Origin of the sequence: Ligilactobacillus hayakitensis DSM 18933 = JCM 14209 (assembly GCF_000615845.1) — a bacterium.
Lineage (GTDB): Bacteria > Bacillota > Bacilli > Lactobacillales > Lactobacillaceae > Ligilactobacillus > Ligilactobacillus hayakitensis.
On sequence record NZ_BAML01000023.1, the window covers coordinates 1 to 22,538 of the forward strand.

Annotated in this window: 25 protein-coding genes and 10 tRNA genes; 27 read left to right on the forward strand and 8 right to left on the reverse strand. The window is 34.6% G+C overall.

The window, feature by feature from the left end:
* Positions 1 to 23: 23 nt before the first annotated feature.
* The 8 genes from JCM14209_RS06435 (at position 24) to JCM14209_RS06470 (ending at position 1,596) form a co-directional block, all read left to right on the forward strand.
* A tRNA-Thr gene (locus JCM14209_RS06435) sits at positions 24 to 96 on the forward strand.
* A gap of 4 nt (positions 97 to 100) precedes the next feature.
* Positions 101 to 183, forward strand: a tRNA-Tyr gene (locus tag JCM14209_RS06440).
* A gap of 7 nt (positions 184 to 190) precedes the next feature.
* Positions 191 to 262 (forward strand) — tRNA-Gln (locus JCM14209_RS06445).
* A gap of 39 nt (positions 263 to 301) precedes the next feature.
* Positions 302 to 384: transfer RNA gene (locus JCM14209_RS06450), tRNA-Leu, on the forward strand.
* Between the two features lie 6 nt (positions 385 to 390).
* A tRNA-Thr gene (locus JCM14209_RS06455) sits at positions 391 to 463 on the forward strand.
* 4 nt (positions 464 to 467) lie between these two features.
* Positions 468 to 539, forward strand: a tRNA-Gly gene (locus JCM14209_RS06460).
* 12 nt (positions 540 to 551) lie between these two features.
* Positions 552 to 637: transfer RNA gene (locus JCM14209_RS06465), tRNA-Leu, on the forward strand.
* 74 nt (positions 638 to 711) lie between these two features.
* Positions 712 to 1,596, forward strand: coding sequence for a TrmH family RNA methyltransferase (locus tag JCM14209_RS06470; RefSeq protein WP_025022713.1), 885 nt, complete (start codon positions 712 to 714; stop codon positions 1,594 to 1,596).
* Positions 1,597 to 1,645: 49 nt separating this feature from the next.
* Here the strand turns inward: JCM14209_RS06470 and JCM14209_RS06475 are convergent, their stop codons facing one another.
* The gene (locus JCM14209_RS06475; RefSeq protein ID WP_025022714.1) at positions 1,646 to 2,020 is read right to left on the reverse strand and encodes a pyridoxamine 5'-phosphate oxidase family protein; all 375 of its coding nucleotides are present in this window, start codon (positions 2,018 to 2,020) and stop codon (positions 1,646 to 1,648) included.
* 159 nt (positions 2,021 to 2,179) lie between these two features.
* Here JCM14209_RS06475 and JCM14209_RS06480 point away from each other — a divergent pair, with 159 nt between their 5' ends.
* The 4 genes from JCM14209_RS06480 (at position 2,180) to JCM14209_RS06495 (ending at position 3,626) form a co-directional block, all read left to right on the forward strand.
* The gene (locus JCM14209_RS06480) at positions 2,180 to 3,223 is read left to right on the forward strand and encodes a zinc-binding dehydrogenase (RefSeq protein ID WP_025022715.1); all 1,044 of its coding nucleotides are present in this window, start codon (positions 2,180 to 2,182) and stop codon (positions 3,221 to 3,223) included.
* Positions 3,224 to 3,352: 129 nt separating this feature from the next.
* Positions 3,353 to 3,426, forward strand: a tRNA-Arg gene (locus tag JCM14209_RS06485).
* 5 nt (positions 3,427 to 3,431) lie between these two features.
* Positions 3,432 to 3,505: transfer RNA gene (locus tag JCM14209_RS06490), tRNA-Pro, on the forward strand.
* A gap of 31 nt (positions 3,506 to 3,536) precedes the next feature.
* A tRNA-Ser gene (locus JCM14209_RS06495) sits at positions 3,537 to 3,626 on the forward strand.
* A 46-nt stretch (positions 3,627 to 3,672) separates the two neighbouring features.
* Here the strand turns inward: JCM14209_RS06495 and JCM14209_RS06500 are convergent.
* The 3 genes from JCM14209_RS06500 to JCM14209_RS09740 all read right to left on the reverse strand — a co-directional run bounded on the left by JCM14209_RS06500 (position 3,673) and on the right by JCM14209_RS09740 (position 6,498).
* The gene (locus JCM14209_RS06500) at positions 3,673 to 3,936 is read right to left on the reverse strand and encodes an Arm DNA-binding domain-containing protein (protein WP_025022716.1); all 264 of its coding nucleotides are present in this window, start codon (positions 3,934 to 3,936) and stop codon (positions 3,673 to 3,675) included.
* A gap of 49 nt (positions 3,937 to 3,985) precedes the next feature.
* Positions 3,986 to 5,788, reverse strand: a complete 1,803-nt coding sequence (locus JCM14209_RS09335) for an SNIPE associated domain-containing protein (protein ID WP_025022717.1) — start codon at positions 5,786 to 5,788, stop codon at positions 3,986 to 3,988.
* A gap of 356 nt (positions 5,789 to 6,144) precedes the next feature.
* Positions 6,145 to 6,498, reverse strand: a complete 354-nt coding sequence (locus JCM14209_RS09740; protein WP_025022718.1) for a helix-turn-helix domain-containing protein — start codon at positions 6,496 to 6,498, stop codon at positions 6,145 to 6,147.
* A 560-nt stretch (positions 6,499 to 7,058) separates the two neighbouring features.
* On the opposite strand from JCM14209_RS09740, the gene JCM14209_RS10110 reads away from it, so the two are divergent.
* The 9 genes from JCM14209_RS10110 to JCM14209_RS06560 all read left to right on the forward strand — a co-directional run bounded on the left by JCM14209_RS10110 (position 7,059) and on the right by JCM14209_RS06560 (position 11,759).
* Positions 7,059 to 7,211 (forward strand): hypothetical protein, encoded by a 153-nt coding sequence (locus tag JCM14209_RS10110; RefSeq protein ID WP_156398712.1) that lies wholly within the window; start codon positions 7,059 to 7,061, stop codon positions 7,209 to 7,211.
* 964 nt (positions 7,212 to 8,175) lie between these two features.
* Positions 8,176 to 8,352: a hypothetical protein gene (locus tag JCM14209_RS10205; protein WP_164476342.1), complete on the forward strand. Its 177-nt coding sequence runs from the start codon at positions 8,176 to 8,178 to the stop codon at positions 8,350 to 8,352.
* Between the two features lie 440 nt (positions 8,353 to 8,792).
* The gene (locus JCM14209_RS06530) at positions 8,793 to 9,074 is read left to right on the forward strand and encodes a hypothetical protein (protein WP_025022719.1); all 282 of its coding nucleotides are present in this window, start codon (positions 8,793 to 8,795) and stop codon (positions 9,072 to 9,074) included.
* A gap of 278 nt (positions 9,075 to 9,352) precedes the next feature.
* Complete coding sequence (locus JCM14209_RS10045; RefSeq protein ID WP_155830691.1) at positions 9,353 to 9,499, forward strand: hypothetical protein; 147 nt, start codon at positions 9,353 to 9,355, stop codon at positions 9,497 to 9,499.
* A 191-nt stretch (positions 9,500 to 9,690) separates the two neighbouring features.
* Positions 9,691 to 9,870 carry a hypothetical protein gene (locus JCM14209_RS06545; protein WP_025022720.1) on the forward strand — a complete coding sequence of 60 codons (180 nt, stop codon included), beginning with the start codon at positions 9,691 to 9,693 and terminating at the stop codon, positions 9,868 to 9,870.
* Between the two features lie 588 nt (positions 9,871 to 10,458).
* A complete protein-coding gene (locus JCM14209_RS10540; RefSeq protein ID WP_500778182.1) occupies positions 10,459 to 10,662 on the forward strand; it encodes a hypothetical protein in 204 nt (67 codons plus the stop codon).
* 208 nt (positions 10,663 to 10,870) lie between these two features.
* Complete coding sequence (locus JCM14209_RS09345) at positions 10,871 to 11,110, forward strand: hypothetical protein (protein WP_025022721.1); 240 nt, start codon at positions 10,871 to 10,873, stop codon at positions 11,108 to 11,110.
* Positions 11,085 to 11,459 (forward strand): hypothetical protein, encoded by a 375-nt coding sequence (locus tag JCM14209_RS06555; RefSeq protein WP_155830693.1) that lies wholly within the window; start codon positions 11,085 to 11,087, stop codon positions 11,457 to 11,459. The genes JCM14209_RS09345 and JCM14209_RS06555 overlap by 26 nt, the downstream gene beginning before the upstream one ends.
* Before the next feature lie 42 nt (positions 11,460 to 11,501).
* Entirely contained in the window at positions 11,502 to 11,759 is a 258-nt protein-coding gene (locus JCM14209_RS06560; protein WP_025022723.1) for a hypothetical protein, read from the forward strand.
* Between the two features lie 335 nt (positions 11,760 to 12,094).
* Here the strand turns inward: JCM14209_RS06560 and JCM14209_RS06565 are convergent, their stop codons facing one another.
* The gene (locus JCM14209_RS06565; RefSeq protein ID WP_025022724.1) at positions 12,095 to 12,316 is read right to left on the reverse strand and encodes a hypothetical protein; all 222 of its coding nucleotides are present in this window, start codon (positions 12,314 to 12,316) and stop codon (positions 12,095 to 12,097) included.
* 294 nt (positions 12,317 to 12,610) lie between these two features.
* Positions 12,611 to 12,829, reverse strand: coding sequence for a hypothetical protein (locus JCM14209_RS06570; protein WP_025022725.1), 219 nt, complete (start codon positions 12,827 to 12,829; stop codon positions 12,611 to 12,613).
* Positions 12,830 to 13,511: 682 nt separating this feature from the next.
* On the opposite strand from JCM14209_RS06570, the gene apf reads away from it, so the two are divergent.
* Positions 13,512 to 14,177, forward strand: coding sequence for an aggregation-promoting factor (gene apf, locus JCM14209_RS06575; protein ID WP_025022726.1), 666 nt, complete (start codon positions 13,512 to 13,514; stop codon positions 14,175 to 14,177).
* A 78-nt stretch (positions 14,178 to 14,255) separates the two neighbouring features.
* Here the strand turns inward: apf and JCM14209_RS10595 are convergent, their stop codons facing one another.
* The gene (locus JCM14209_RS10595; RefSeq protein WP_476703327.1) at positions 14,256 to 14,393 is read right to left on the reverse strand and encodes an IS3 family transposase; all 138 of its coding nucleotides are present in this window, start codon (positions 14,391 to 14,393) and stop codon (positions 14,256 to 14,258) included.
* Between the two features lie 273 nt (positions 14,394 to 14,666).
* On the opposite strand from JCM14209_RS10595, the gene JCM14209_RS06580 reads away from it, so the two are divergent.
* The 5 genes from JCM14209_RS06580 (at position 14,667) to JCM14209_RS06605 (ending at position 21,701) form a co-directional block, all read left to right on the forward strand.
* Entirely contained in the window at positions 14,667 to 15,668 is a 1,002-nt protein-coding gene (locus JCM14209_RS06580) for a LacI family DNA-binding transcriptional regulator (protein ID WP_025022727.1), read from the forward strand.
* Positions 15,669 to 15,823: 155 nt separating this feature from the next.
* A complete protein-coding gene (locus JCM14209_RS06585) occupies positions 15,824 to 17,188 on the forward strand; it encodes an SLC45 family MFS transporter (RefSeq protein ID WP_035520145.1) in 1,365 nt (454 codons plus the stop codon).
* A gap of 21 nt (positions 17,189 to 17,209) precedes the next feature.
* The gene (locus tag JCM14209_RS06590) at positions 17,210 to 19,462 is read left to right on the forward strand and encodes a glycoside hydrolase family 65 protein (RefSeq protein WP_025022729.1); all 2,253 of its coding nucleotides are present in this window, start codon (positions 17,210 to 17,212) and stop codon (positions 19,460 to 19,462) included.
* A gap of 8 nt (positions 19,463 to 19,470) precedes the next feature.
* Positions 19,471 to 20,139: a beta-phosphoglucomutase gene (gene pgmB, locus JCM14209_RS06595; protein WP_025022730.1), complete on the forward strand. Its 669-nt coding sequence runs from the start codon at positions 19,471 to 19,473 to the stop codon at positions 20,137 to 20,139.
* 425 nt (positions 20,140 to 20,564) lie between these two features.
* Positions 20,565 to 21,701 (forward strand): 5-methyltetrahydropteroyltriglutamate--homocysteine S-methyltransferase, encoded by a 1,137-nt coding sequence (locus tag JCM14209_RS06605; RefSeq protein WP_025022731.1) that lies wholly within the window; start codon positions 20,565 to 20,567, stop codon positions 21,699 to 21,701.
* A gap of 75 nt (positions 21,702 to 21,776) precedes the next feature.
* Here the strand turns inward: JCM14209_RS06605 and JCM14209_RS06610 are convergent, their stop codons facing one another.
* Entirely contained in the window at positions 21,777 to 22,034 is a 258-nt protein-coding gene (locus JCM14209_RS06610) for a hypothetical protein (protein ID WP_025022732.1), read from the reverse strand.
* Positions 22,035 to 22,538 lie beyond the last annotated feature (504 nt).

Sequence of the window (22,538 nt, forward strand, 5' to 3'; positions counted from 1 at the left end):
CATTTTAATAATGTGCATTAAGCGCCGACTTAGCTCAGCTGGCAGAGCATCTGTCTTGTAAACAGGGGGTCGGAGGTTCGAATCCTCTAGTCGGCATTATGGAAGGGTAGCGAAGTCTGGCTAAACGCGGCGGACTGTAAATCCGCTCCTTCGGGTTCGGTGGTTCGAATCCACTCCCTTCCATTTTTATTGGGGTATAGCCAAGCGGTAAGGCAACGGTTTTTGGTACCGTCATGCGCTGGTTCGAATCCAGCTACCCCAATTCCTTATTATTATAAGGTTTTACGAATTAAGTGTAAATGCGGATGTGGCGGAACTGGCAGACGCGCTAGATTTAGGTTCTAGTATCTTTATGATGTGGGGGTTCGATTCCCTTCATCCGCATGAAGCGCTGACTTAGCTCAGTTGGCAGAGCACGTCACTAGTAATGATGAGGTCGGAGGTTCGAATCCTCTAGTCAGCATAATGCGGAAGTAGTTCAGTGGTAGAACATCAGCTTGCCATGCTGGGGGTCGCGGGTTCGAATCCCGTCTTCCGCTTTTCAATATTACGCCGGGGTGGCGGAACTGGCAGACGCACAGGACTTAAAATCCTGCGGAGAGTGATCTCCGTACCGGTTCGATTCCGGTCCTCGGCATATTGAAGTAGCAGTTAACTTAGGTTAGCTGCTTTTTTTGTATCCAAAATGAAAAAAAGGAAATTAAGACAATGTTGACTAACATTATTAGAATTACAGACTTTTCAGATCCTAACTTAGACGTATATACAAAATTAAATGAAGCTCAGTTATTTCACTATGACCATGACAAGCAAGGACTTTTTATTGTAGAAAGTCCCAAAGTGATTGAAAGAGCAATTCGTGCGGGTTATGAACCTCTTTCGATTTTACTTGAAGAAAAGAATATGCAACGGGATTTAACTGAGTTAAAACAAGAAATCCAGCTTAATCAAACTGCGATTCCAAATCAACTAGATGAATTACCTATCTACGCATTGGATGATACTTTGTTATATGAGCTAAAAAAGAAAGGCTATAATCTTTTACGAGGTGCTTTAGGCGCGTTTAAACGGAATCAGCGTCCTGATTTAGCTGAATTTGTGAACGTAATTAATGGCTCCAAACACCATCCACGCATTGCGGTCTTAGAAAATGTGGTTAATCCCGCAAATGTCGGCGCGATTTTTCGTTCAGCCGCTGCCTTAGGCATTGATGGAGTTGTGATTACAACTGATTCTAGTGATCCCTTATATCGCAGATCATCAAGAGCGAGCATGGGAACGGTCTTTCAAATTCCATGGACTTATGTTGACGCTAATACTTGGTATGAAAAGGGCATCACCCAATTGCATGAATTAGGTTATCAAATCGCTGCGATGGCTCTTAGAAAAGACACAATCGCTATTAATGATCCTAAACTGCAAGCAGTTGAGAAATTAGCTATTATTTTAGGTTCAGAAGGACCAGGATTGAAAGAAGCAACCATTGATAAAAGTGACTTCACGATTAAAATCCCGATGAGTTCAGGTGTTGATTCATTAAACGTCGCGGCTGCTAGCGCGGTGGCATTTTTTGAACTGGGACGAAATAGACAATAAAAAAGAACACAAGAAGAAATACATGTCTTCTTGTGTTCTTTTTAGTTATTTAGTTTAATGCGTAAATTCTTTCGATTTCAATGATAGTAACAACATCATTTTCGCGTCCTGTACCTGCAAGGTATTCATTAGCAAAATCAGTGTCTTTTTGAAGAGTTGCTTTACCTTCTACACGGAAAGCTTTCTTTGATTCTAAGCCCCATGCTGAAGCAGCCACTTTACCATTAGCTTTGATGTTTTCGTATGTGTGACCATATGAATATTCAATAAAAATTAAGTGCTTGTCATCAAGAACTTTAAGTGATCCTTTAGGTGCTAATTGAGGGTTACCTTGTTCATCAACAGTTGCGACATATGTCATTGCTTCATTAAATACTTGAGTTTGTAATTCATTTAATGTGTTGTTTTCTAATAATTTTGCCATAATATTTCCTCCTTTGGAATATATTTTTATCATAGCCGAAAATTTCCTTTGTGACAAATGATATGCATTATTTGAATATAACGATATTTAAAATAACTATTAGTCAATATAACAAAATTTGTTTATAATAAACTTAAAATTTAACAAAGGAATGATTATATGAAAGCAGCAATTTTTGAACATGCTGGAAAAATGGTCGTTGAAGATGTTGCAAAGCCACAAATTCAAGCGCCAGATGATGTTTTAATTAAAGTTATTCGTACATGCGTGTGCGGTTCTGATTTATGGTCATATAAAGAAGGTGACCATAAACAAGCACACTCAATGAATGATGGTCATGAAGCATTAGGGATTATTGAAGAAGTCGGTGAAGGAATTACTGATCTTAAAGTCGGTGATTTTGTAATCGCACCATTTACTCATGGTTGTGGTCAATGTGCCGGTTGTAAAGATGGCTTTGATGGAACATGTGATAATCACCCAGCTCCAACTAACTGGGGTGGTGGTTACCAAGCACAATATATTCGTTTCCACTACGCTAATTGGGCATTAATTAAGGTTCCTGGGAAGCCAGAAGATTACTCAGAAGAAATGATGAAGTCATTATTAACATTAGCTGATGTTATGGCTACAGGATACCACGCTGCCTTTTGTGCTCGTGTAAAAAAAGGCGATAAGGTTGTTGTTATCGGTGATGGCGCTGTTGGTCAATCAGCAGTAATCGCCGCTAAAATGATGGGAGCTTCAAGAATCGTGTTAATGAGTCGTCATGAAGATCGCCAAAAATTAGCCCTTGAATCAGGCGCAACTGATATTGTTGAAGAACGTGGTGAAGAAGGAATCGCTAAAGTTCGTGAAATTCTTGGAGGACCAGCCGATGCAGCACTTGAATGTGTTGGTAAGCAAGCTGCCTTTGAACAAGCTGTCGGGGTCTTACGTAGTGGTGGCCGCTTAGGATATGTTGGGGTACCTCACGAAGATAATCTAAACTTGTGGGAATTATTTAGCCATAATATTCAAGTTGCTGGTGGTTCTGCAAGTGTAACTACTCACGTTAAAAATGTTCTTTTAGATGCTGTCTTAAAGGGTGAAATTAACCCAGGACGTGTCTTTACACAAACATACAGCTTAGATGAAATTGATCAAGCATACAAGGATATGGCTGATCGTAAGACAATCAAATCATACGTTATCGTAGATTAATTAATAGAAATCGACTTTTTGAAAAATTTTTCAAAAAAGTCGATTTTTTTTATAAAAATCCTTGCATTAGAATAAATATTCTAGTATACTAATATTTGTTGTTGAGATGACAACAAATTAAATAAATATGCACCCATAGCGCAACTGGATAGAGTGTCTGACTACGAATCAGAAGGTTGCAGGTTCGACTCCTGCTGGGTGCATTTTTCGGGAAGTAGCTCAGCTTGGTAGAGCACTTGGTTTGGGACCAAGGGGTCGCAGGTTCGAATCCTGTCTTCCCGATTTCTTCGGAAGAAGAGCAATTAAATATTATGGAGGATTACCCAAGTCTGGCTGAAGGGAACGGTCTTGAAAACCGTCAGGCGGGTCAAACCGCGCAAGAGTTCGAATCTCTTATCCTCCTTAGTTAATGAAAGACTAGAATTTATTTCTAGTCTTTTTTTGTATTCTTAAAATGATGTATGATCAGGAAGTTGATTTGTTTGCCCTTGTTGACACAAAAAGCGATAATTCATAAAATTATCGCTTTTTTTAATATCCAATTTTTCTAAAGTTTCTTCATAAATGCTAAACCATTCGCTGAAATAGTAGGCGAACGGAACGTCAGCTTTAGTTTTAAATCCGGATTTGGATTTGAAGTGCCGTTTACCGTCATCGTCATACCAATCAATTCTAGCACGATAAGCGCCGTGACTTTTAGTTATGCTTTCCATAAATTAACCTCCTAATTAAAATAACCACCGAATTCAGTGGTTATTTTAATTAATTATTTAATTCAACTGCAGAATTCAAATTTTCTTGTCCGCTTATTTCTAAAGATTTACGATATTCTTCAGCTTCAGGAATTTCGGTGAACTCAAATGTTTGATTATAGTATTTATTAAGCGCTTCTTTAACCTGATCTATCGTAATTCCAAAGAATTCCTTACGATTATTTACCTTGTTAACTCGATATTTATCGAAGTAGTTGTGTAAGTCAGTTTCAAGTTTGTAAGCATCATCACTAAAGATTAACGCGTGAACATCAAAGCTAAATGGAACAGATGCACTACTTAACTCTTTAATTCGAGCTAGTGGTTCGAGTCGACGAGTAACACCAATCTTAAATACATTCTTACCAAATGCACCAATGTTTGAAATGATATATACATATCCGGCAGTAGAGTGGTTTTCTCTATAATCAAGACTGGCTTCTTTTTCATCAAGTTCGGCTAATTGAGCTTTAAGTTTAGCAACTTCAGCTTGCAATGATTTATATTTCTCATCATTATTATCTGTGAGATTTTCCATTTTTTCTTTAAGAAGAGCTTCAGCTTGTTTAAAGTGCTCAGCTTGTTTCTTACGTTCTTTTTCAACAGCTTTTCTTTGACGTGCAATTTCCGCTTGCGCTTTACGTTCTTCTTTTTCTTTTTCACGTTGTTCGCGAAGAATTTCTTTTTCTTCAGCTTTCTTTTGCTCGTATTCAAAAGCTAAGTGCAATTCATCAATCTTCAATCTTAAATACGTAGGAGATAGTTTGATTAAATTTCCTTCGTTCAACTTATTAAGAGTTTCAAACGAACGATTAATTCTAGTTTCTATTCGCTCCATATTAGATAGCGTTACTTTATTAATAGCAGCTTCGCATTCAATGTTAAAAGTTCGAATTAGTTGTTTAATATTTTGATTTTGAACTTTTTGACCTTCAGCTAGTGAATTGTTGAAAAGTAATTTTTCAGTAATAACTCCAGCAGTTCCATCTTTAATTAGAGATTTTTGTAACTGACGAACATCATCTAATTTTTGTTTATATTCAACTGATGATGTGAAAGAGTAGTGCGGATTATATAATCCGAAGCTTTCGATATTAACCTGATCGTCATAAGAGATGATTTGGTTTTTCAATTCTTCAATTTTTCCTTGTAATTCAAAAATTTCAAGCTTATCTTTTTCAATGCTTTCTTTTAATGAAGTTTTTTCGCCGTATTTACTTAAATCGCTTTCAATTTCGTTAAGCATAGACTTCTTTGAGTCGATAGTTTTTTGAACTTCAGCCATTATTTTTTCGTATTGATTTAGCTCAACTTGCTTAGACGAAAGTTGAAGATTGTATTTCTCAATTTCTTTTTCTTTAGCGATTCTAACTTCTTCTTTTATAGAAGCTAGCTCTTTTTTCTTTTCATCTATCTTGGTATTATATTTTTTCCATTCTTTTTCAGAAGCTAATTTGATGTCTTCTTTTACAGAATCGATTTTATTTTGTTCTTCTTCCAATTCCGCTTTTTTAGTTAAAATTAATTGCTCTAATTCTAATGGCTTCATTTGTTGAAGCGTTAAAAGCTGCTTAATTTCATTTTCTTTCTTTTCTAAATCTTTCGAAGACCTTTTCAACTGAAATTGTTTAGGAGAGATAGCATTCCAATAAATTGCAACTAGAATTCCAATTATCATAAAAATGGCCGAAAAGAATGGTTGCGAATTTTTATTTTCATCTAAATTACCAAGTAAACCATCAATTACGACTCCGATAATCATAACCACATTAAAAATGGCATACCTGACTATAAAATTTTTTAATTTCTTCATATTAAAATCCTTTCTATTTTCACTTTATTTTTATCGCTTGCTTTATGATTCTTTTTACAAATGGTTTAAAATCTTTAGGAAAATCGTATTTTTCCATAAAATGCTCGATTACGAAATTATCTATGCCGACTTCATCGATATAATTTTCCACTTCGAATCTGATCATAAAACGATTCGCTTCGTAATCGGTTCAAGCTTCTCATTATATAAGATGATATTGTTATCAGAGTTAAATAAACCAAAACCTTTCATTTCGGCGCCGACAACATGAATTCCAAGATTATCGGCTAATTATTTGACGACTTCGTCTGGATTATCCATATATAGATGATGTTTGTTGTTGTATTCGGTTCAATCTAGTCTTCAGTATTTTTAGATCGTATGGTTGTTTCGATTATCCTTGCAAGTGTTTCTAAATCTTCGGCAGGAACCGGCTTACCGTCTGCGGAATATGTATGCTTTAACGCTTCTAGCGGTGAGAATTTTGTATTGCTTTTACTTTCATCACCAATTAAGTAATCAATAGAAACATTGTAGAAATGCGCTAAATTTCTAATTGCTTTAAGCGAAGGCGATTTATTGCCGTTTTCCCAGTTGGCATAACTCTGCATGTTAACACCAAGCTTGTCTGCTACCTGGGTTTTGTTTAAGCCTTTTTTAATCCTAAGTTCACTTAGTTTTTTTCCAATAAATTTTGCGTCAATTTCCATAATTTCACATTCCTTAATCAAATCTTATACATTAGATTATACAGTTAGAATAACTTTTTTAAAATAATTATTCAAAAAAAATAAAAAAATAGTCAACGTTATTCAAAAAGAATAATTCGGAGGTGAGCGAATAAATGCACTAAAAGAAGAAGCTGCTAAAATACTCAAAGCAGAAATTAAAAAGAATGGCTTAAAACAAAGTTTGTTGCTGATAATACTTCTAAATCTGATATTAAAGCTGGATATACGGTTAAGATAAACTTTAGCAGTAAGAACTACGCGACTGGCCAAGCAATTCCAAATTTTGTCAAAGGACAACCGCACGAAGTCTTGCAAGTATCCGGAGATAAGGTATTACTTGCTGATATCGTGTCGTGGGTCAAGAAGTCTGATATTGAAATTCTAACCACGAATAAGGCAAGTGGTAATGTTGAATTGAAACAATAACTAAGGATAAATGGACTGATGATTTAGGAGTGACAAGGACTAAAGAGAAAACTGCATTTAAAGTGACTAAAGGACCGTTATATTTAAGATGAGGAGCCAGTCCAAGTTCAAGTGTGATTTCTGTTTTAGGCAACGGAAGTGAAATCAAGTATGATGCGTATGATAAGACAAATGGATTCAATTATTTAAGACAACCACGCTCTAATGGTCAATATGGCTACATTGCTGTTAGAGATCCACAAGGTAATTGCTTACGACACATTTAAAAGAAAAATATTAACATTTGCTCGTTTCCGTTTAAGGAAGCGGGCTTTTTTACTTTATTAAATTTATTAACAATTTGATGTATACTTACTCGGTAACCTTTTAGGTTACAAACACAATCTGGGGCCCAGAATACATAGGACGGAAGCACGAATATGTCTTATATTTCCGGATTAGAAAGGAGAATAGTTAGTTACGTGCACCATACACTTTTTGATGTATTGGTCGCTTACGCTCCGGTTGCTTTAGTAGTGGCTAAGAGTGTAGTCTAATAAGAAGAAATAGTTACTAGCGTCCAAAACTTAATTTAATTCACACAATAGGGGTCGTACCCGCTGGTACATAAAAAACTGTAATTTAGGTTACCTTAGATTAGAATAAGTCTGTGAATTAAATTAAATGCTAGTAGCTTTTAGTCGTTCTAGCTCGTTGTTGTGGGTTTATATACTTGTCCGCTTTCTATTTTGAAAGCGGCTTTTTATTTACATAAAAATCTACTGAACAGCTACCGTATTAGCTAATAAAATACTCGTATTTATTTGAAATTTTAATCAAAAACTATTTTTATTATCGGTTAAGAAGTATACAATAAAAACATACTTAAGGAAAGGAAAAACGTTATAAATTGAGACGTCGAAAAAATAGCCCTAACTTTTCTAATTGCTGATAAAGTAGTTGATGAAAGTTTGAAGCATTACAAAAACTACTTAGAAATTAAAAAGTTAAGGCAAGAGTTGAACAAGTCAGAAAATCGTAAAAGTAGAATAAAACACAGAAAACGATAATCTGACGCAAGGGTAAGAAATTCCTCTTGTTTTTGTACAGTCCTAGTTATAACATAAACAATCATGAAATTTTTATTGATCATATTTTTTACCCTATTATTAATCTCATACTTTATTAGATTTTTAGAGAATAGGGAAAAGAAAAAGTTAAAAAATATTTTAAATAGAAGAGAAAAATAATATGGTAACATCAGACGCACAAAAGAAAGCTAATCAAAAATGGAAAGAAGCAAACAAGGAAAAGCAAAAAATATACCGATATCGTGCACAAGCTAAAAAATTTATCCGTGATTTTGCGACGGAAAAAGATTTAGAAGAATTACTTCAGTTAATAGAAGAGAGAAAATCTATGTTATAATGATCAACAGATCAATCCCCCTACGCAGAGATTCATTTGGATACTCGCACGTAGGGGGTTATTTACAAAAAAGACACACGCTAAAGTGAATCTTCTATATAAAAGCCCTATGTTATACAGGGGGGACGTGAAATAATTATATCTTAAATGAGGGATATACTTTGGTAACATAGAAATCGGCGGGTACAATAGGGATGGAAATCATGAATTAGTTACGGCAACTTTAAGAGATGATATAATTCTAGTAGATAGGGAAAAGGTATCAGAAATTGTAAGAAATTCAGGCATTGACATCAAAAAAGCTGGTATTGTAGAACTAGGCAATAATACTAGTCAAGTAATTTGGTCTATGATAGCTATGGACGTTGGAATTGATGGATTTATAAATCAAAAACTAGGATATATAGTATTGTTTAATCGTGGAAAGTTGGTGATTTTAGATGATTGATTTAAAAAATAAATTAAGTAAATTAACCGCTTTTCAAATTGAAGAAATAGTGAGTGGGGCTATTAATTTGTTTTGCGATCAAAACGGAAAACCGTTGGTAAAATTGACTGAAATGCAGGATGAAATTGAAGGGCTTGATGACTACTTGATTTATTTATGGGATTCTACTTCTGACATTTATGACATTGGTGTAGTAAATGGTTTAAATGATGAAAAAAAAGAACGTCTTAAAAAACTCATTATAAAGGTTATGAAAAAATTAAATTACATTTAAACATCTGCCAAATGGTAGGTGTTTTTTTAGTACAAATTTTAGGAGGAAAATAAAAGGAAATCCATTCGGGACATTTAAATAAGAAAAAAATTTATATAAAGTATTCAGAACACATGGACTCACTCTTTTTAGAGTGAGTCTTTTTTATTTGCTCAAAAATCTACTGAACACCTACTGAATCGGATAAAAACCCACCGTATTTTTTAAAAATTTTTGTTAAAACTGTCGACTATACACTATATATAGTGTATTATAATATATGTAAGGAGGTGAGATAAATGCCACCAAGAAAACGAAAAAAAGAACCGCTTGTTTTAAAAGTTATTATACTGATTGGTCAGTCAATAATAGGTATCGCGACTATCGGCCAATCAATTGAATGGATAATAACTCAAATCAAACGATTCTTAGAACTACTCAAATAGTAGCTTAGGTGAGGAAGGTTGGCACCCTTTCTCACCTTTATCGTATCATAATAAAGCGAAAAGGAGAAACAGAAAATGAAAAAAATAATCGCTATTTTGGAAAAAAGTAGAAATATCATTTTTTATATAGCTGGATTATTGTTGGTTATAAATCTAATTTTATGGATTATTTTAAAGGTGGTAGGAAAATAATGGCAGAATTATCAGAAGCAAGAAAACGTGCAAATAAAAAATGGGACGAAGCAAATAAAGAAAAAAAGAAAATTTATACTTACAGAGCTATGGCTAAAAAATTTATCCGTGATTTTGCGACGGAAAAAGATTTAGAAGACTTGCTTCAATTAATACAAGAAAGAAAATCTATGTTATAATAATCAACAGATCAATCCCCCTACGCAGAGATTCATTTGGATACTCGCACGTAGGGGTTTTATTTTTTATTCAAATGATTACGAATGATGACAGCAAGTGATTAGATATGGTATACTAATCATAACGATATCGCCTGCAAAGGTGTTATATTCATAGCCCATAAAAAAAGGAGCTTGTGATTTAATTGCAAGCTCCTTTTTCGTTGACACACAAATTGACACAATTTTTAACAGGACGTAAATTAACATAGAAACTAGAACATTAATATATGAGAGTTGAACAAGCGTAAAAAAGCTAAAAAAAGCAATGGGACGCTCTTATTCTCCTTAATTAATGAAAGACTAGAATTTATTTCTAGTCTTTTTTGTATTCTTAAAATGATATTTGACCTGGAAGTTGGTTTGTTTGATATACTTACGTGCGATACCTGTATGGCAATCGCGTACTGGTTACAGCCAAAGTGTTTATAAAGTGGATGATGTCCCTTATTTGCCGGCTCATCCCAATTGTAGATGTGCAATCAGTGCTTATTGGGGTGAAATGAAATAGGAGCAATAGTAAGTTATAAAAGTTCGGAGTCTTATAAAATTAACTACGCTTTACGTAATACAGAAATATTTAGTGAAGAGCAAAGAAATTTAGTTATGAACTTAGATAATGCGATTGATAAATTGCCTAAGTATTCTAATAAACTTCCTCTTTACCGTTCCTACAGTAATGGTTGGGGATTTGATGTTAGAGAATTCACTGCTCAAGTGGTAAGAACAGGAATATTAGAGGATTTAGGATAATTTTCTATTTCACCAGAAATTTACAATCGTGATGATGATCTTATAATTGTAATATTAAATAGTCATTCAGGGGCTGTATTAGGAAAGTATGATGAAACTGAAGAACAGGAAGTTTTATTTGCTAGAAAATCATCATTTAAAGTCGTAAAATATTTCTTAGAGGATCGCTCAGATAACAAATTCGTTCCGATTATGGAGGTAGTAGAAAATGAATAAAAAACCTTATTCTGACAGAAGATGGTATGATGCTGATATTGAAACTATGAAAAAACTTAAGCCACTTAAACATTCTCCCGAATATAAAGTGAATGCTATTAAATTTCTGAATGAGCTACATGGCAAAGAAATGTCCGAAGAAGAAATACCTGAAGCATTAAGGTTAACGGAAGAGGAAAAGGAGAAATTAAGGAGAAATTATGAAAGTGATGAAAAAATCAATCGCCGTTGAGGCAGAAAAAGCCACTAAAATTGTTATGAAAATGGAGAAATTCCAGATACCAATATTTTACGTTCAAAAAATTTTATGTTACAGACAATTCTATCAAACTTTACAAATGTTGACATATGCGGCATCTGTTAAAAGAACGAGAAAATTCTATAACAAGTGTATGGGGAAAGGTATCTATTTTGGAAATTCAAAATCTGATATTAATGGATATAATAAAGATAGTTATACTACTGTATATGCTACAATGAATAATAATGCAAAGTTATTTGATTTGGTAGAAGCAAGCAAGGCTATAGGAAGCTTGATTAAAAGCGAAACGGATTTGATGGTGGAATACAGGAAAAATTAGGATACGTTGTTGTATTCAATAGAAAAAAGATGGTGTTTAGAGATGTTGGATGATGAACAAGTTGAAGAATTAAATATTTTTGGTGTTGAATATCTAAGAAAAAAAGAACGAGATTTTAATAATTTAACAGTTGAATTCGATTTCGCTACCTATATTACTTCAAAATATTCAATGAGCGATGAAAAAGTTTCAGAGTCCGCAATGAAGCGAGATTTTATTGATTATGATAATGAAAAAGAAATATTTGAGAAAATTATACATGATTTTTTTGAAAAGAAAATCAATATTTTAGACGACTAGAAATAGCCGTCTTTTTTATGCCTTTTTTCTCGGTTTACAGGAGTTGTGGAAAAAAGATACAAAATAAATACTGCTATATTAGAAAAAGTATATTTTACGCATGAATGGAAAAAATTGAAAAAGACTTTGAAATAAACGACAAATTGAAATAAACGACAAATCAAGCTTATCGATTTGTCGTTTTAACTCTTCGTATTTTGTTTCAAACATATCAATCTCCATTCGATTGTTTCTTAAAAAACAATCGCTACTGAGATTAAAACCATTAAAGCGATACAAACTAGCCAAGCCGATAACTTTCACTGTAAATAGAGCCGTTAGCATAACTACTAAATCTAATGGTTTCTTAATTTCTTCTTTTCCTCTTCCGTTAACCTTAATCCTTCAGGTATTTCTTCTTCGGACAATTCTTTGCCATATAGCTCATTTAGAATTTTAATAGCATTCACTTTATATTCGGTAGAATGTTGTTTTAACGGTTTATTTTTCTCAAGGTTTATAAAATAAGCACCGTTCCATTTTTTACCTGAATATGGTTTACCTGTATTAAGTTTCATCTTCAACCACCTCAATTATTGTTTTTCCTCGTTCATCTAAATAATACCGTTAGTGTTGTTATTCATCAATCAACTCGATTACTACGAATACTTAGGAAATGCCGAAATCTCATTATAAAGCACATTTGGTATGTAATACATTTAAAATTTCATGCGATTTAGCACAGTAATCATAACATCAACAGTTACACGCGGGAAAATTATCGCTACTGAGATTAAAACCATTAAAGCGATACAAACTAGCCAAGCCGATAACTTTCACTGTAAATAGAGCCGTTAGCATAACTACTGAATCTAATGGTTTCTTAATTTCTTCTTTTCCTCTTCCGTTAACCTTAATTCTTCAGGTATTTCTTCTTCGGACATTTCTTTGCCATATAGCTCATTCAGAAATTTAATAGCATTCACTTTATATTCGGGAGAATGTTTTAACGGTTTATGTTTCTTAAGGCTTATAAAATTAGCACCGTTCCATTTTTTACCTGAATATGGTTTACCTGTATTAAGTTTCATCTTCAACCACCTCAATTATTAGTTTTCCTCGTTCATCTAAATAATACCATTAGTGTTGTTATTCATCAATCCACTCGATTACTACGAATACTTAGGAAATGATGAAATCTCATTATAAAGCACATTTGGTATGCAATACATTCAAAATTTGACGGGATTTAGCACAGTAATCATGACGTCAGCAGTTACACGCGGGAAAATCAGCGCTACGGCTTTAGAAAATTTAAACTTCTTTTGAAGAAGCAATTGAAAGTATACTGATACCTCAATTATTTTATCTAATAAAATGACATCTTTACTTCAATGTTACAAAAATCGCAAAAATAAGGAAAAATTGGCAAAAAATCTAGAAAATTGGGGATTAATCAAAAAAAATCAGAATTTTTTGCAAGAAAATTCGAAAAAAATTAGCTCAAATAAAGGCGATTGTTATAAACTTAAGAATTCCAATTATTACTGATATAACGGGAATCACCGGTCGTTTTAGACAAAAAGTATATTACAATTGCAACAAAATGTCATAATGATTACAAAAATCACGGATTTATTAACTTGGCTGGAATACCCTTGAAACATTGAACCCCTATAATACATAGTGTTGATTCGATAGGAATCATGAAATGAAAAACGCATCAAGCGTCAATAGATATTAGAAACACAAATATAGGAGTGAATATACTTTATGAAATTTAAAAAAGCATTAGCCACAGTTGGAGCCGCAGCCGGATTCCTTACAGCCGGAGCCGTTGCAGCAAACGCCGATCAAGTAACAGTTCAAGCAGGTGATACTGTTTCAAAAATCGCCCTTGAACATAACACAACTGTTGAACAAATCCGTGTGTTAAACAACCTTGCAGACGTTAACTTAATTTACGTTGGTCAAATCCTTGAAGTTGGTGAAAATGGCCAAACTCAAACACAAAACCAAGCACAAACACAAGTTGCTCCTGCAGCTCAAAGTGCATCTCAAGCAGTAGCTTCATACAACGCTGGTTACCAAAACGTAACAGCTAACAACAGCTACAATAATAACACTAACAATAACTATAGCTACAATGCTGGTACAACTACATCTACACAATCAGTAGCTGCTAACAACAACTACCAAGCAGCTTCATTAGGTGGTAGCGAAGACGAAGCCCGTGCATGGATCGCTAACAAAGAATCAGGTGGTTCATACACTGCACGTAACGGTCAATACATCGGTAAATACCAATTATCATCATCATACTTAAATGGTGATTACTCAGCTGCTAACCAAGAACGTGTTGCTCAACAATACGTGCAACAACGTTATGGTTCATGGCAAGGTGCTAAGTCATTCTGGCAATCACATGGTTGGTACTAAGATTAATAAATAAGATCTAAGCCTAGGATTTTTGGCACTATGTCCTGTTAAATATACAATTTAAATATATAAAATAGACTATGCGGTCTGATTGCGGAATTTTTCTGCAGTCAGACCGTTTTTTTGATGCATAAGTTTTGTATTGAAATATTTTACACCTTCGTCAATCAGTCTCTTTAATTCTTCAAATGATTGTGGCTGTGGGTGTCGTTGCATCCAAAGTAGTTTAAAATTATTCCACAGCTTTTCGTAAAGAGTCCAAAAAATCGCTCCAGATAACTTTGGCTAAGTTCGTGAGCGGTATTTTTCACATTGTCATGTAACTGACCACCGTCTTAAACGGTCTGTCGTAAGCAGGATTGTGATGACACAACCATCCTTTATCAAAGTTTGCCAAGAATAATTGGATTTAGATTAGTATCAAGGCATATTTTTGGTACAATAAAATAGAAAAAGTTTCAGCTAAATGATATTGAAAGGATGATGGCGATGGCGACGATTAAAGATGTAGCTAAGCTCGTGGGAATGGCACCTTCAACGGTCTCCAGAGCAATGCATGATAGTCCCTTGATTAGTGAAGCGACTAAGAAAAAAGTGCGAGCTGCTATGGAAGAATTAAATTATTCTCCCAGTTTTACAGCTCAAAACCTTGCTAATAAGAGTAATAATTTAGTGGGAGTTATCTTACCTGCTAACCAAGCAGATGTTAGTGATAACCCATTTTTTATCCAAATTATTCAAGGAATTTCAGAAATTTGCAATGCCCATGGCTATATGCTCACAGTAGCATCTGGAGTAAATGACCAAGAGCTTTTAAAAAATACTAAAATGTTGATTGAGCAAGGGCAAGTGACTTGTTTTATCTTTGCCTACTCAGTGGCTAATGACCCAATTTTAAATTATATTAAGAGTCAAAAAAATCTACGCTATGTAGTGATTGGAACACCTTATGAATTGGGAGAAAATAGTGTTTACTTTGTTGATAATGACAATATCAAAGCGGGATCAGATGCAACTGAGTACCTGTTTGAAAAAGGTTACACTAATCCGACTTTTGTTTATTCTAATTTAATGGAAATTGTTCAAAATGACCGCTATTTGGGTTATCAAAGAGCTATGCGAGTTAAAGGTTTAGAAGATACGGCTTTAAAACTTAATTCGACTAATCCTCAAAAAAATCAAGGCTTAGTTCAAAAATTTTTAAAAGAAAATCCCAATGTTGATGCCTTTATTGCTAGTGATGATTTATTAGCCTTGGATGTTCAAAGACAAGTAGCTAGTGAAAAATATGGAATTTTAGGCTTTAATAATTCAATTTTTGCCCAAATTTCTAATCCGCCGTTGACGTCAGTGGATATTTTCCCACGTTTTTTAGGGTTAGAAGCAGCGGCTTTGGTGATTAACTGGGAAGATAAGCTTTTGAAACTTAAGCAAAATTCAGTTATCGTACCTCATAAAATTATTGAAAGAGAATCATCTCAATTCAAGTAGTTGCATGACTGTTGCGAAAAATTTTTGCAGAAATGCAACTTTTTTTGCAAAAACTATTGCAAACGTTTGCATGGGGTGGTAATATTTAGTTGTAGAAAAGAAAGCGTTTACTTTTTAAGCGTTGCTATTTTTTGAAGGGGGTTTTTTAGATGACTATGAATACACATCACAATGCAAACGTTGGCGAAAAGCCTACAAATGGGTTGCCAACTCTTGCAAGCAGTAAGATTTGGATGATTAGTTTTGGTTATTTAGGGGTTCAAACGGCCTTTGCTTTACAATCATCACAAATGAGTCGGATTTTCCAAACATTGGGGGCTGATCCCAATAATTTAGGTTGGTTCTTTATTTTACCACCACTTGCTGGTTTAATTGTGCAACCGCTTGTTGGAAAATATTCTGATAAAACTTGGTTACCCAAGTTAGGGGGACGACGTTTACCTTATCTCTTATTAGGGGCAATCATAGCTGTAATTGTAATGATGCTTTTACCTAATTCTGGTAGTTTTGGCTTTGGTTATGGTTCGCTTGCAGCCTTATGGTTTGGGGCGCTTACCGTTGCGTTACTTGACTTATCATCAAACGTGGCTATGCAACCATTTAAGATGATGGTTGGTGACATGGTCAATGATGACCAAAAAAGCTATGCGTATGGAATCCAATCCTTCTTATCTAATACCGGAGCTGTGTTAGCTGCAATTTTCCCATTTTTATTAACCCTATTTGGTGTTTCTAATACTGCAGCTAAAGGGGTTGTTCCAAATTCTGTTGTTTGGGCTTTTTACATTGGAGCTGCGCTTCTAGTTATAACAAGTGCTTTAACAATTTCCAAGGTTAAAGAATATGATCCAGATACTTATGCTTTATATCATGGAATTGCGGCTGAAGATAATGAAGAATCAGAAAGTTTCGTTAAACTTTTGAAGAAAGCACCTAAAGCCTTTTGGACTGTTTCTTTAGTTCAATTATTCTGTTGGTTTGGTTTCCAATACCTTTGGACTTACTCAACAGGGACAATCTCTGCAAATGTTTGGCACACAACTGATGCTACAAGTGCGGGTTATCAAGCGGCTGGTAACTGGTTTGGAATTTTATCAGCTGTGCAATCGATTGCAGCTGTTGTTTGGTCTTATGTTTTAGCTAAGGTTCCTAACCAATACCACAAGGCTGGTTATGCAGGAAGTTTATTCCTTGGTGCAATTGGTTTTGCATCTATTTTCATGATCCACTCTAAGACTGCTTTGATTTTCTCATTTATCTTAGTTGGGATTGCTTGGGCTGCTATGAACACTTACCCACTTACCATTGTAACTAATGCCTTATCCGGTAATCGAATGGGGACTTACCTTGGTTTATTTAACGGTTGCATTTGTTTACCACAAATTATTGCTTCTGTATTGAGTTTTTCATTGTACCCAGCTTTAGGTGGCGTACAAAGTCATATGTTCATCGTGGCTGCACTTGCCATCCTTTTAGGTGCTTTGAGTGTAGGCTTTATTAAAGAAACTTACGAAGAATAAAAGAAAAGAGGACTAATTATTATGCAAAGAATATTTGAAATCGACCCTTGGAAAGTCGTGACACATACATTAGATAAAGATAACAAACGTTTACAAGAATCTATGACTTCAATTGGTAATGAATACATGGGTATGCGGGGGATGTTTGAAGAAAAATACTCAGATGATACCCACAAAGGAATTTACCTTGGAGGAGTATGGTTCCCAGATAAGACACGGGTCGGTTGGTGGAAGAATGGCTATCCATCTTACTTTGGTAAAGTTATCAATACCGTTGATTTTGTTTCTGTTGATATCAAATTAAATAACAGTTCAATTGACTTAGCTAAAGATAAGTATTCTGATTTCGAGTTAGCTTTAGATATGAAAAAGGGGATTTTGACTCGATCATATGTAGTGGAAAAAGAAGATGCAAAAGTCAAGGTAACTTCTGTTCGTTTTGTCAGTGCTGACTTTAAAGAGCTTTATGCTAACAAGTTAACTTTTGAAAACTTGGGGCAAAAAGCTGTTAAGGTTGAAGTTGATTCTTTCATTGATGCTAATGTCTTTAATGAAGATGCTAATTACGATGAACGTTTCTGGGAAGTACACGAAACTGCTAATACAAAACAAGGTTCTAAATTAGTTTCCGAAACTATTAAAAATAATTTTGGCACACCTCGTTTTACAGTTGAAATGGTCAGTGACCACAAAGGTAGTCTTGAAAGTATCGGGGCTTTTAAAGATGAAACAAAAACTGTTAACAGTTATGCCAAAAACTTAGAAGTAGGAGAAACTGCTGATTTCGAAAAAAGAGTTGTTGTAGTAACTTCTCGTGATTATGACGATCAAACAAGTTTAGATAAAGCGGCTGAGGAATTATCACAAAAGCAAAGTAAACTCTCCTTTGAAGAATTGCAAGAAGCGCAAGCAAATGTTTGGGCGAAACGTTGGGAAAAAGCAGATGTTAAAATTAAGGGCAATGATGAATCACAACAAGGGATTCGCTTCAATCTCTTCCAACTTTTCTCAACTTACTATGGTAATGATGCACGCTTGAACATTGGACCAAAAGGCTTTACTGGTGAAAAGTACGGTGGTGCTACTTACTGGGACACAGAAGCATTTGCCGTTCCTTTATACCTTTCTTTAGCTGAACCAGCTGTAACAAGAAACTTACTTGAATACCGTTACAAGCAATTACCAGGTGCTTTCCACAATGCAAAAGAACAAGGGTTGAAGGGCGCTTTATATCCAATGGTTACCTTCAATGGGATTGAATGTCATAATGAATGGGAAATTACATTTGAAGAAATTCATAGAAATGGAACCATTGCTTATGCTATTTACAATTACACTCGTTATACTGGGGATACTGAATATGTAACTCATGATGGGTTTGATGTTTTAGTAGGAATTGCTCGTTTCTGGGCTGATCGGGTTCATTTCTCTCAAAGAAAGCAAGTATATATGATTCATGGGGTAACTGGTCCTAATGAATATGAAAATAATGTTAACAACAACTGGTACACTAACCTTTTAGCACAATGGTGTTTACGTTATGCTAAAGAAGTTTCTAGTCAAGTCAGTCCTGAAAAATTAAGTCAATTAGGTTTAGAATCAAAAGAACTTGCTACATGGGAAGAAATCGCTGATCACATGTACTTGCCAGAAGATAAAGAACTCGGGATCTTTGTTCAACATGATGGTTTCTTAGACAAGGACTTACGACCTGTTTCAGAAATTCCTGCTGACCAATTACCATTGAACCAAAATTGGTCTTGGGATCATATTTTACGGTCACCATACATCAAGCAGGCTGATGTCTTACAAGGGATTTACTACTTTATTGATGAATTTACAAAAGAAGAAAAAGCAAGAAACTTTGACTTCTATGAACAATACACGGTTCACGAATCATCTCTTTCACCATCTATTTATGCTATTGTTGCAGCGGACTTGCATAAAGAAGAAAAAGCGTTCGAACTTTACTCACGAACAGCACGACTTGACCTTGATAATTACAATAATGATACAGAAGATGGGTTACACGTTACATCTATGACTGGTTCATGGCTAGCTATCGTCCAAGGTTTTGCAGGTATGCGTGTTAAGGATGGTAAGTTATTCTTTGCACCATTTGTACCAAAACAATGGGATGGCTATGAATTTAGAATTAACTTTAGAGGTCGATTACTTGAAGTTAAAGCAAGCAAGGATGTATCTAAAGTTAGTCTTTTAGAAGGATCAGCTTTAACAATTAACTTAAACGGTAAGGATTTAGAATTAAAGTAGGTGAAATTATGCAAGCAGCAGTATTTGATTTAGATGGGGTTGTAACCGATACAGCCAAGTTCCACTTTCAAGCTTGGAGCAAGTTAGCTAAAGAAGAATTTAATTTGGATTTACCAGCTAGTTTTGAAACAAATTTAAAAGGAATTAGTCGAACTGAATCTTTGGAAGCTATCTTAAAATTTGGAGACTTATTAGACAAGTATTCAAAAGAAGAAGTACAAAACTTAGCCAATAAGAAGAACGATTACTACGTTGAAGCTATTAGTAAATTAACTAAAGAAGATATTTTACCTGGTATCACTAAGCTTTTGACAGATTTAAAAGCAAATGGTGTTAAATTAGCAGTAGCTTCAGCCTCAAAGAATGCACCATTTATTTTAGAAAAGCTTGGTTTAGCACATGTTTTTGATGCTGTAGCTGACCCAGCCAAAGTTAATGCAGGAAAGCCTGCTCCAGATATCTTTTTAGCAGGTGCTAAAGCAGTTGGAGTAGCCCCTAATCAATGTGTTGGTGTAGAAGATGCGATTGCCGGAGTTTCAGCAATCAAAGCTGCAGACATGGTAGCAGTTGCAGTCGGAGATAAAGATGAATTAAGACAAGCAGATTGTGTGGTACCAACTACGAGAAATTTCACTTATCAACTTTTTAGTGATGTTTTTGATCGTTATCACAAATAATTAAATTAATATCAATTGCTAAGATTAATAAATAAGATTTAAGCCTAGGATTTTTTCCTAGGTTTTTTGATAAAAATCTTGACAATAAAAATTTGTTATAATATCATAACTTTAATATATAACACAACAAAGAAAAGAAGAGTAACTAATTGAATGCGTTAAAGAGAGTCGGGAAAGGTGAAAGCCGATACGTTATTTGATGGTGAAGATGGTCTTGGAGTTGTTAAGTTGCGATATTTAGTGACTTACGGGTTCGCCCGCTATAGCGAACGAGTATAACTCATCGTGCATGCCGGTGAGCGTACTTAGTGAGGATAATTGTGCAAGCAATTATTAAATGCGGGTGGTAACACGTTGATTTTGAAAATGACGTCCCTAGGAAGTAGCGATATTTCCTAGGGACTTTTTTTATGGAGGAATTTAAAATGGTTAAATTTAATGATGAAAATATTCACTTTGATATTGTTGGTAGTTTTTTACGTCCTGAAGCTTTAAAAGAAGCACGGGAACAGTTTGAAAATGGACGGTTAGACGCTAAAAGCCTAGAGCGAATTGAAGATCAAGAAATTACCAAATTAGTTGCCCAACAAAAAGCGGCGGGCTTGAAATTTGTATCTGACGGTGAATTTCGCCGTGCCTACTGGCATTTGGATACATTTTGGGGCTTTGATGGCATTGACCATGTACAAGCCGATAACGGGTATTTCTTTCATGGCGAAGAAACTAAAGCTGACGCCGCAGCCTTAAATGGGAAGATTAGCTTTTCTGGTAATCACCCCGATGTAGCAGCGTTTAAATTTTTATACCAACTTACTAAAGATGATCCTACAATTTTAGCTCGCCAAAGTATTCCGGCACCCGCACAGCTTTATTTAGAATTGTTCCGTGATGAAAAATATACTGAAAATACTAGAAAATACTATCCAAATAATCAAGAATTAATTTATGATATTGTATCGGCTTATCGAGGCTTGATTGAAGCTCTATACCAAGCTGGTTGTCGGGATTTGAAATTAGATGATTGTACCTGGGGTGTGATTGTTGATGACGATGCTTGGCAAGTGGTCGCAAAAGAAGGTAACTTATCGCGCCAAGAAGTCCAAGAACTTTATTTAGAATTGAATAATCGAGTATTAGCAGATTGGCCCGCAGATTTACGCTTATCAACGCATATTTGTCGGGGAAATTATCACTCAACTTGGGCCGCTAAAGGGGGCTATGGGGTTGTCGCTGATGCAGTATTTTTAAAAGAAAACGTGGATGCCTTTTATTTAGAATTTGATGATGAAAGATCAGGCGGTTTTGAACCTTTAGCTAAAGTGCCAACGACAAAAGAAGTGGTACTAGGAATTGTAACTTCCAAAAATCCAAAACTTGAAACAAAAGCTGAATTAAAGGCACGCTTAAAAGAAGCAAGTCGTTATGTTCCTAAAGAAAATTTGGTGTTGAGTACGCAATGTGGCTTTGCTTCAACGGAAGAAGGAAACAAACTAACTTTTGAGCAACAATGGGACAAAATCAAGTTAGTTATCCAAACCGCAAAAGAATTTTGGCAAGAATAACAAAATTATAAAACAAAAAACGCTAGAAGAAACGTTGCTTCTAGCGTTTTAATTTGGCTGAAAAATCAGTGCGGTTTAGTCTTTTTTTAGAAGATCCATATTTTTAGCTTGCTTAATTTTAGCGCGTTGCAAATCACCATCAACGGAGCGGACAAGATCGTTATATTTGTCCGCAAATTCGTTATAAGCTTGCTTGTTTACCACAACGCCGTTTTTCATAGCTTTGTTTAAAAGTGTGCTTAAACCATTAAGCTTGTTTAAAACTTCTTGTAATTCAGTTACTTGAAGTTGGCTTTGGTATTGGATACGTTGAATTAATTGTTCTTCGTTCATTTTTTTGACCTCATTTAAAATCTTAATATCTTTAATTATAGCAAAAAACGGCACAAAAAAACCACCACAAAGGGTGGTTGATCTAAAACAACGACGATTGGAATAATGTAACTTAGGGGGGTATATGAAAATCAATACGTAGTTTCAAGAAAATGGGGTCACCGCTAGAGATGATGATTATGCCTAATCATATGGGATAGCTTAGCGGTTTTTCTAACAACTATTTTCATCCAATCGTCGGTACTTAAGGGCTAACCTAAATACAAGTATTATAATACCACCTTAGAAATAAAAAAGTCAACAAATATTTTAGGGGAAATAAATAAATTTTATAAAAAGTTTTTAACTGCGGCATTTCAACATTATTTGATATATAATATGTTAACAAGACGGATTAATTGAGGAATGTCAAAAGAAAAGATATGGTTAGAACATAATACTAATTATTTTATGTCATACTATATTTTTTGATATAAAATATAAGTTATTTAAGTTAAAAGATTA

What these genes read in the sequence shown, in the direction of transcription:
- JCM14209_RS06475 (WP_025022714.1), bottom strand. Translation starts at nt 2,020, where the DNA reads ATGGCAAAATTATTAGAAAACAACACATTAAATGAATTACAAACTCAA.
- JCM14209_RS06480 (WP_025022715.1), top strand. Translation starts at nt 2,180, where the DNA reads ATGAAAGCAGCAATTTTTGAACATGCTGGAAAAATGGTCGTTGAAGAT.
- JCM14209_RS06500 (WP_025022716.1), bottom strand. Translation starts at nt 3,936, where the DNA reads ATGGAAAGCATAACTAAAAGTCACGGCGCTTATCGTGCTAGAATTGAT.
- JCM14209_RS09335 (WP_025022717.1), bottom strand. Translation starts at nt 5,788, where the DNA reads ATGAAGAAATTAAAAAATTTTATAGTCAGGTATGCCATTTTTAATGTG.
- JCM14209_RS09740 (WP_025022718.1), bottom strand. Translation starts at nt 6,498, where the DNA reads ATGGAAATTGACGCAAAATTTATTGGAAAAAAACTAAGTGAACTTAGG.
- JCM14209_RS10205 (WP_164476342.1), top strand. Translation starts at nt 8,176, where the DNA reads ATGGTAACATCAGACGCACAAAAGAAAGCTAATCAAAAATGGAAAGAA.
- JCM14209_RS06530 (WP_025022719.1), top strand. Translation starts at nt 8,793, where the DNA reads ATGATTGATTTAAAAAATAAATTAAGTAAATTAACCGCTTTTCAAATT.
- JCM14209_RS10045 (WP_155830691.1), top strand. Translation starts at nt 9,353, where the DNA reads ATGCCACCAAGAAAACGAAAAAAAGAACCGCTTGTTTTAAAAGTTATT.
- JCM14209_RS06545 (WP_025022720.1), top strand. Translation starts at nt 9,691, where the DNA reads ATGGCAGAATTATCAGAAGCAAGAAAACGTGCAAATAAAAAATGGGAC.
- JCM14209_RS09345 (WP_025022721.1), top strand. Translation starts at nt 10,871, where the DNA reads ATGAATAAAAAACCTTATTCTGACAGAAGATGGTATGATGCTGATATT.
- JCM14209_RS06560 (WP_025022723.1), top strand. Translation starts at nt 11,502, where the DNA reads ATGTTGGATGATGAACAAGTTGAAGAATTAAATATTTTTGGTGTTGAA.
- JCM14209_RS06565 (WP_025022724.1), bottom strand. Translation starts at nt 12,316, where the DNA reads ATGAAACTTAATACAGGTAAACCATATTCAGGTAAAAAATGGAACGGT.
- JCM14209_RS06570 (WP_025022725.1), bottom strand. Translation starts at nt 12,829, where the DNA reads ATGAAACTTAATACAGGTAAACCATATTCAGGTAAAAAATGGAACGGT.
- apf (WP_025022726.1), top strand. Translation starts at nt 13,512, where the DNA reads ATGAAATTTAAAAAAGCATTAGCCACAGTTGGAGCCGCAGCCGGATTC.
- JCM14209_RS10595 (WP_476703327.1), bottom strand. Translation starts at nt 14,393, where the DNA reads ATGCAACGACACCCACAGCCACAATCATTTGAAGAATTAAAGAGACTG.
- JCM14209_RS06580 (WP_025022727.1), top strand. Translation starts at nt 14,667, where the DNA reads ATGGCGACGATTAAAGATGTAGCTAAGCTCGTGGGAATGGCACCTTCA.
- JCM14209_RS06585 (WP_035520145.1), top strand. Translation starts at nt 15,824, where the DNA reads ATGAATACACATCACAATGCAAACGTTGGCGAAAAGCCTACAAATGGG.
- JCM14209_RS06590 (WP_025022729.1), top strand. Translation starts at nt 17,210, where the DNA reads ATGCAAAGAATATTTGAAATCGACCCTTGGAAAGTCGTGACACATACA.
- pgmB (WP_025022730.1), top strand. Translation starts at nt 19,471, where the DNA reads ATGCAAGCAGCAGTATTTGATTTAGATGGGGTTGTAACCGATACAGCC.
- JCM14209_RS06605 (WP_025022731.1), top strand. Translation starts at nt 20,565, where the DNA reads ATGGTTAAATTTAATGATGAAAATATTCACTTTGATATTGTTGGTAGT.
- JCM14209_RS06610 (WP_025022732.1), bottom strand. Translation starts at nt 22,034, where the DNA reads ATGAACGAAGAACAATTAATTCAACGTATCCAATACCAAAGCCAACTT.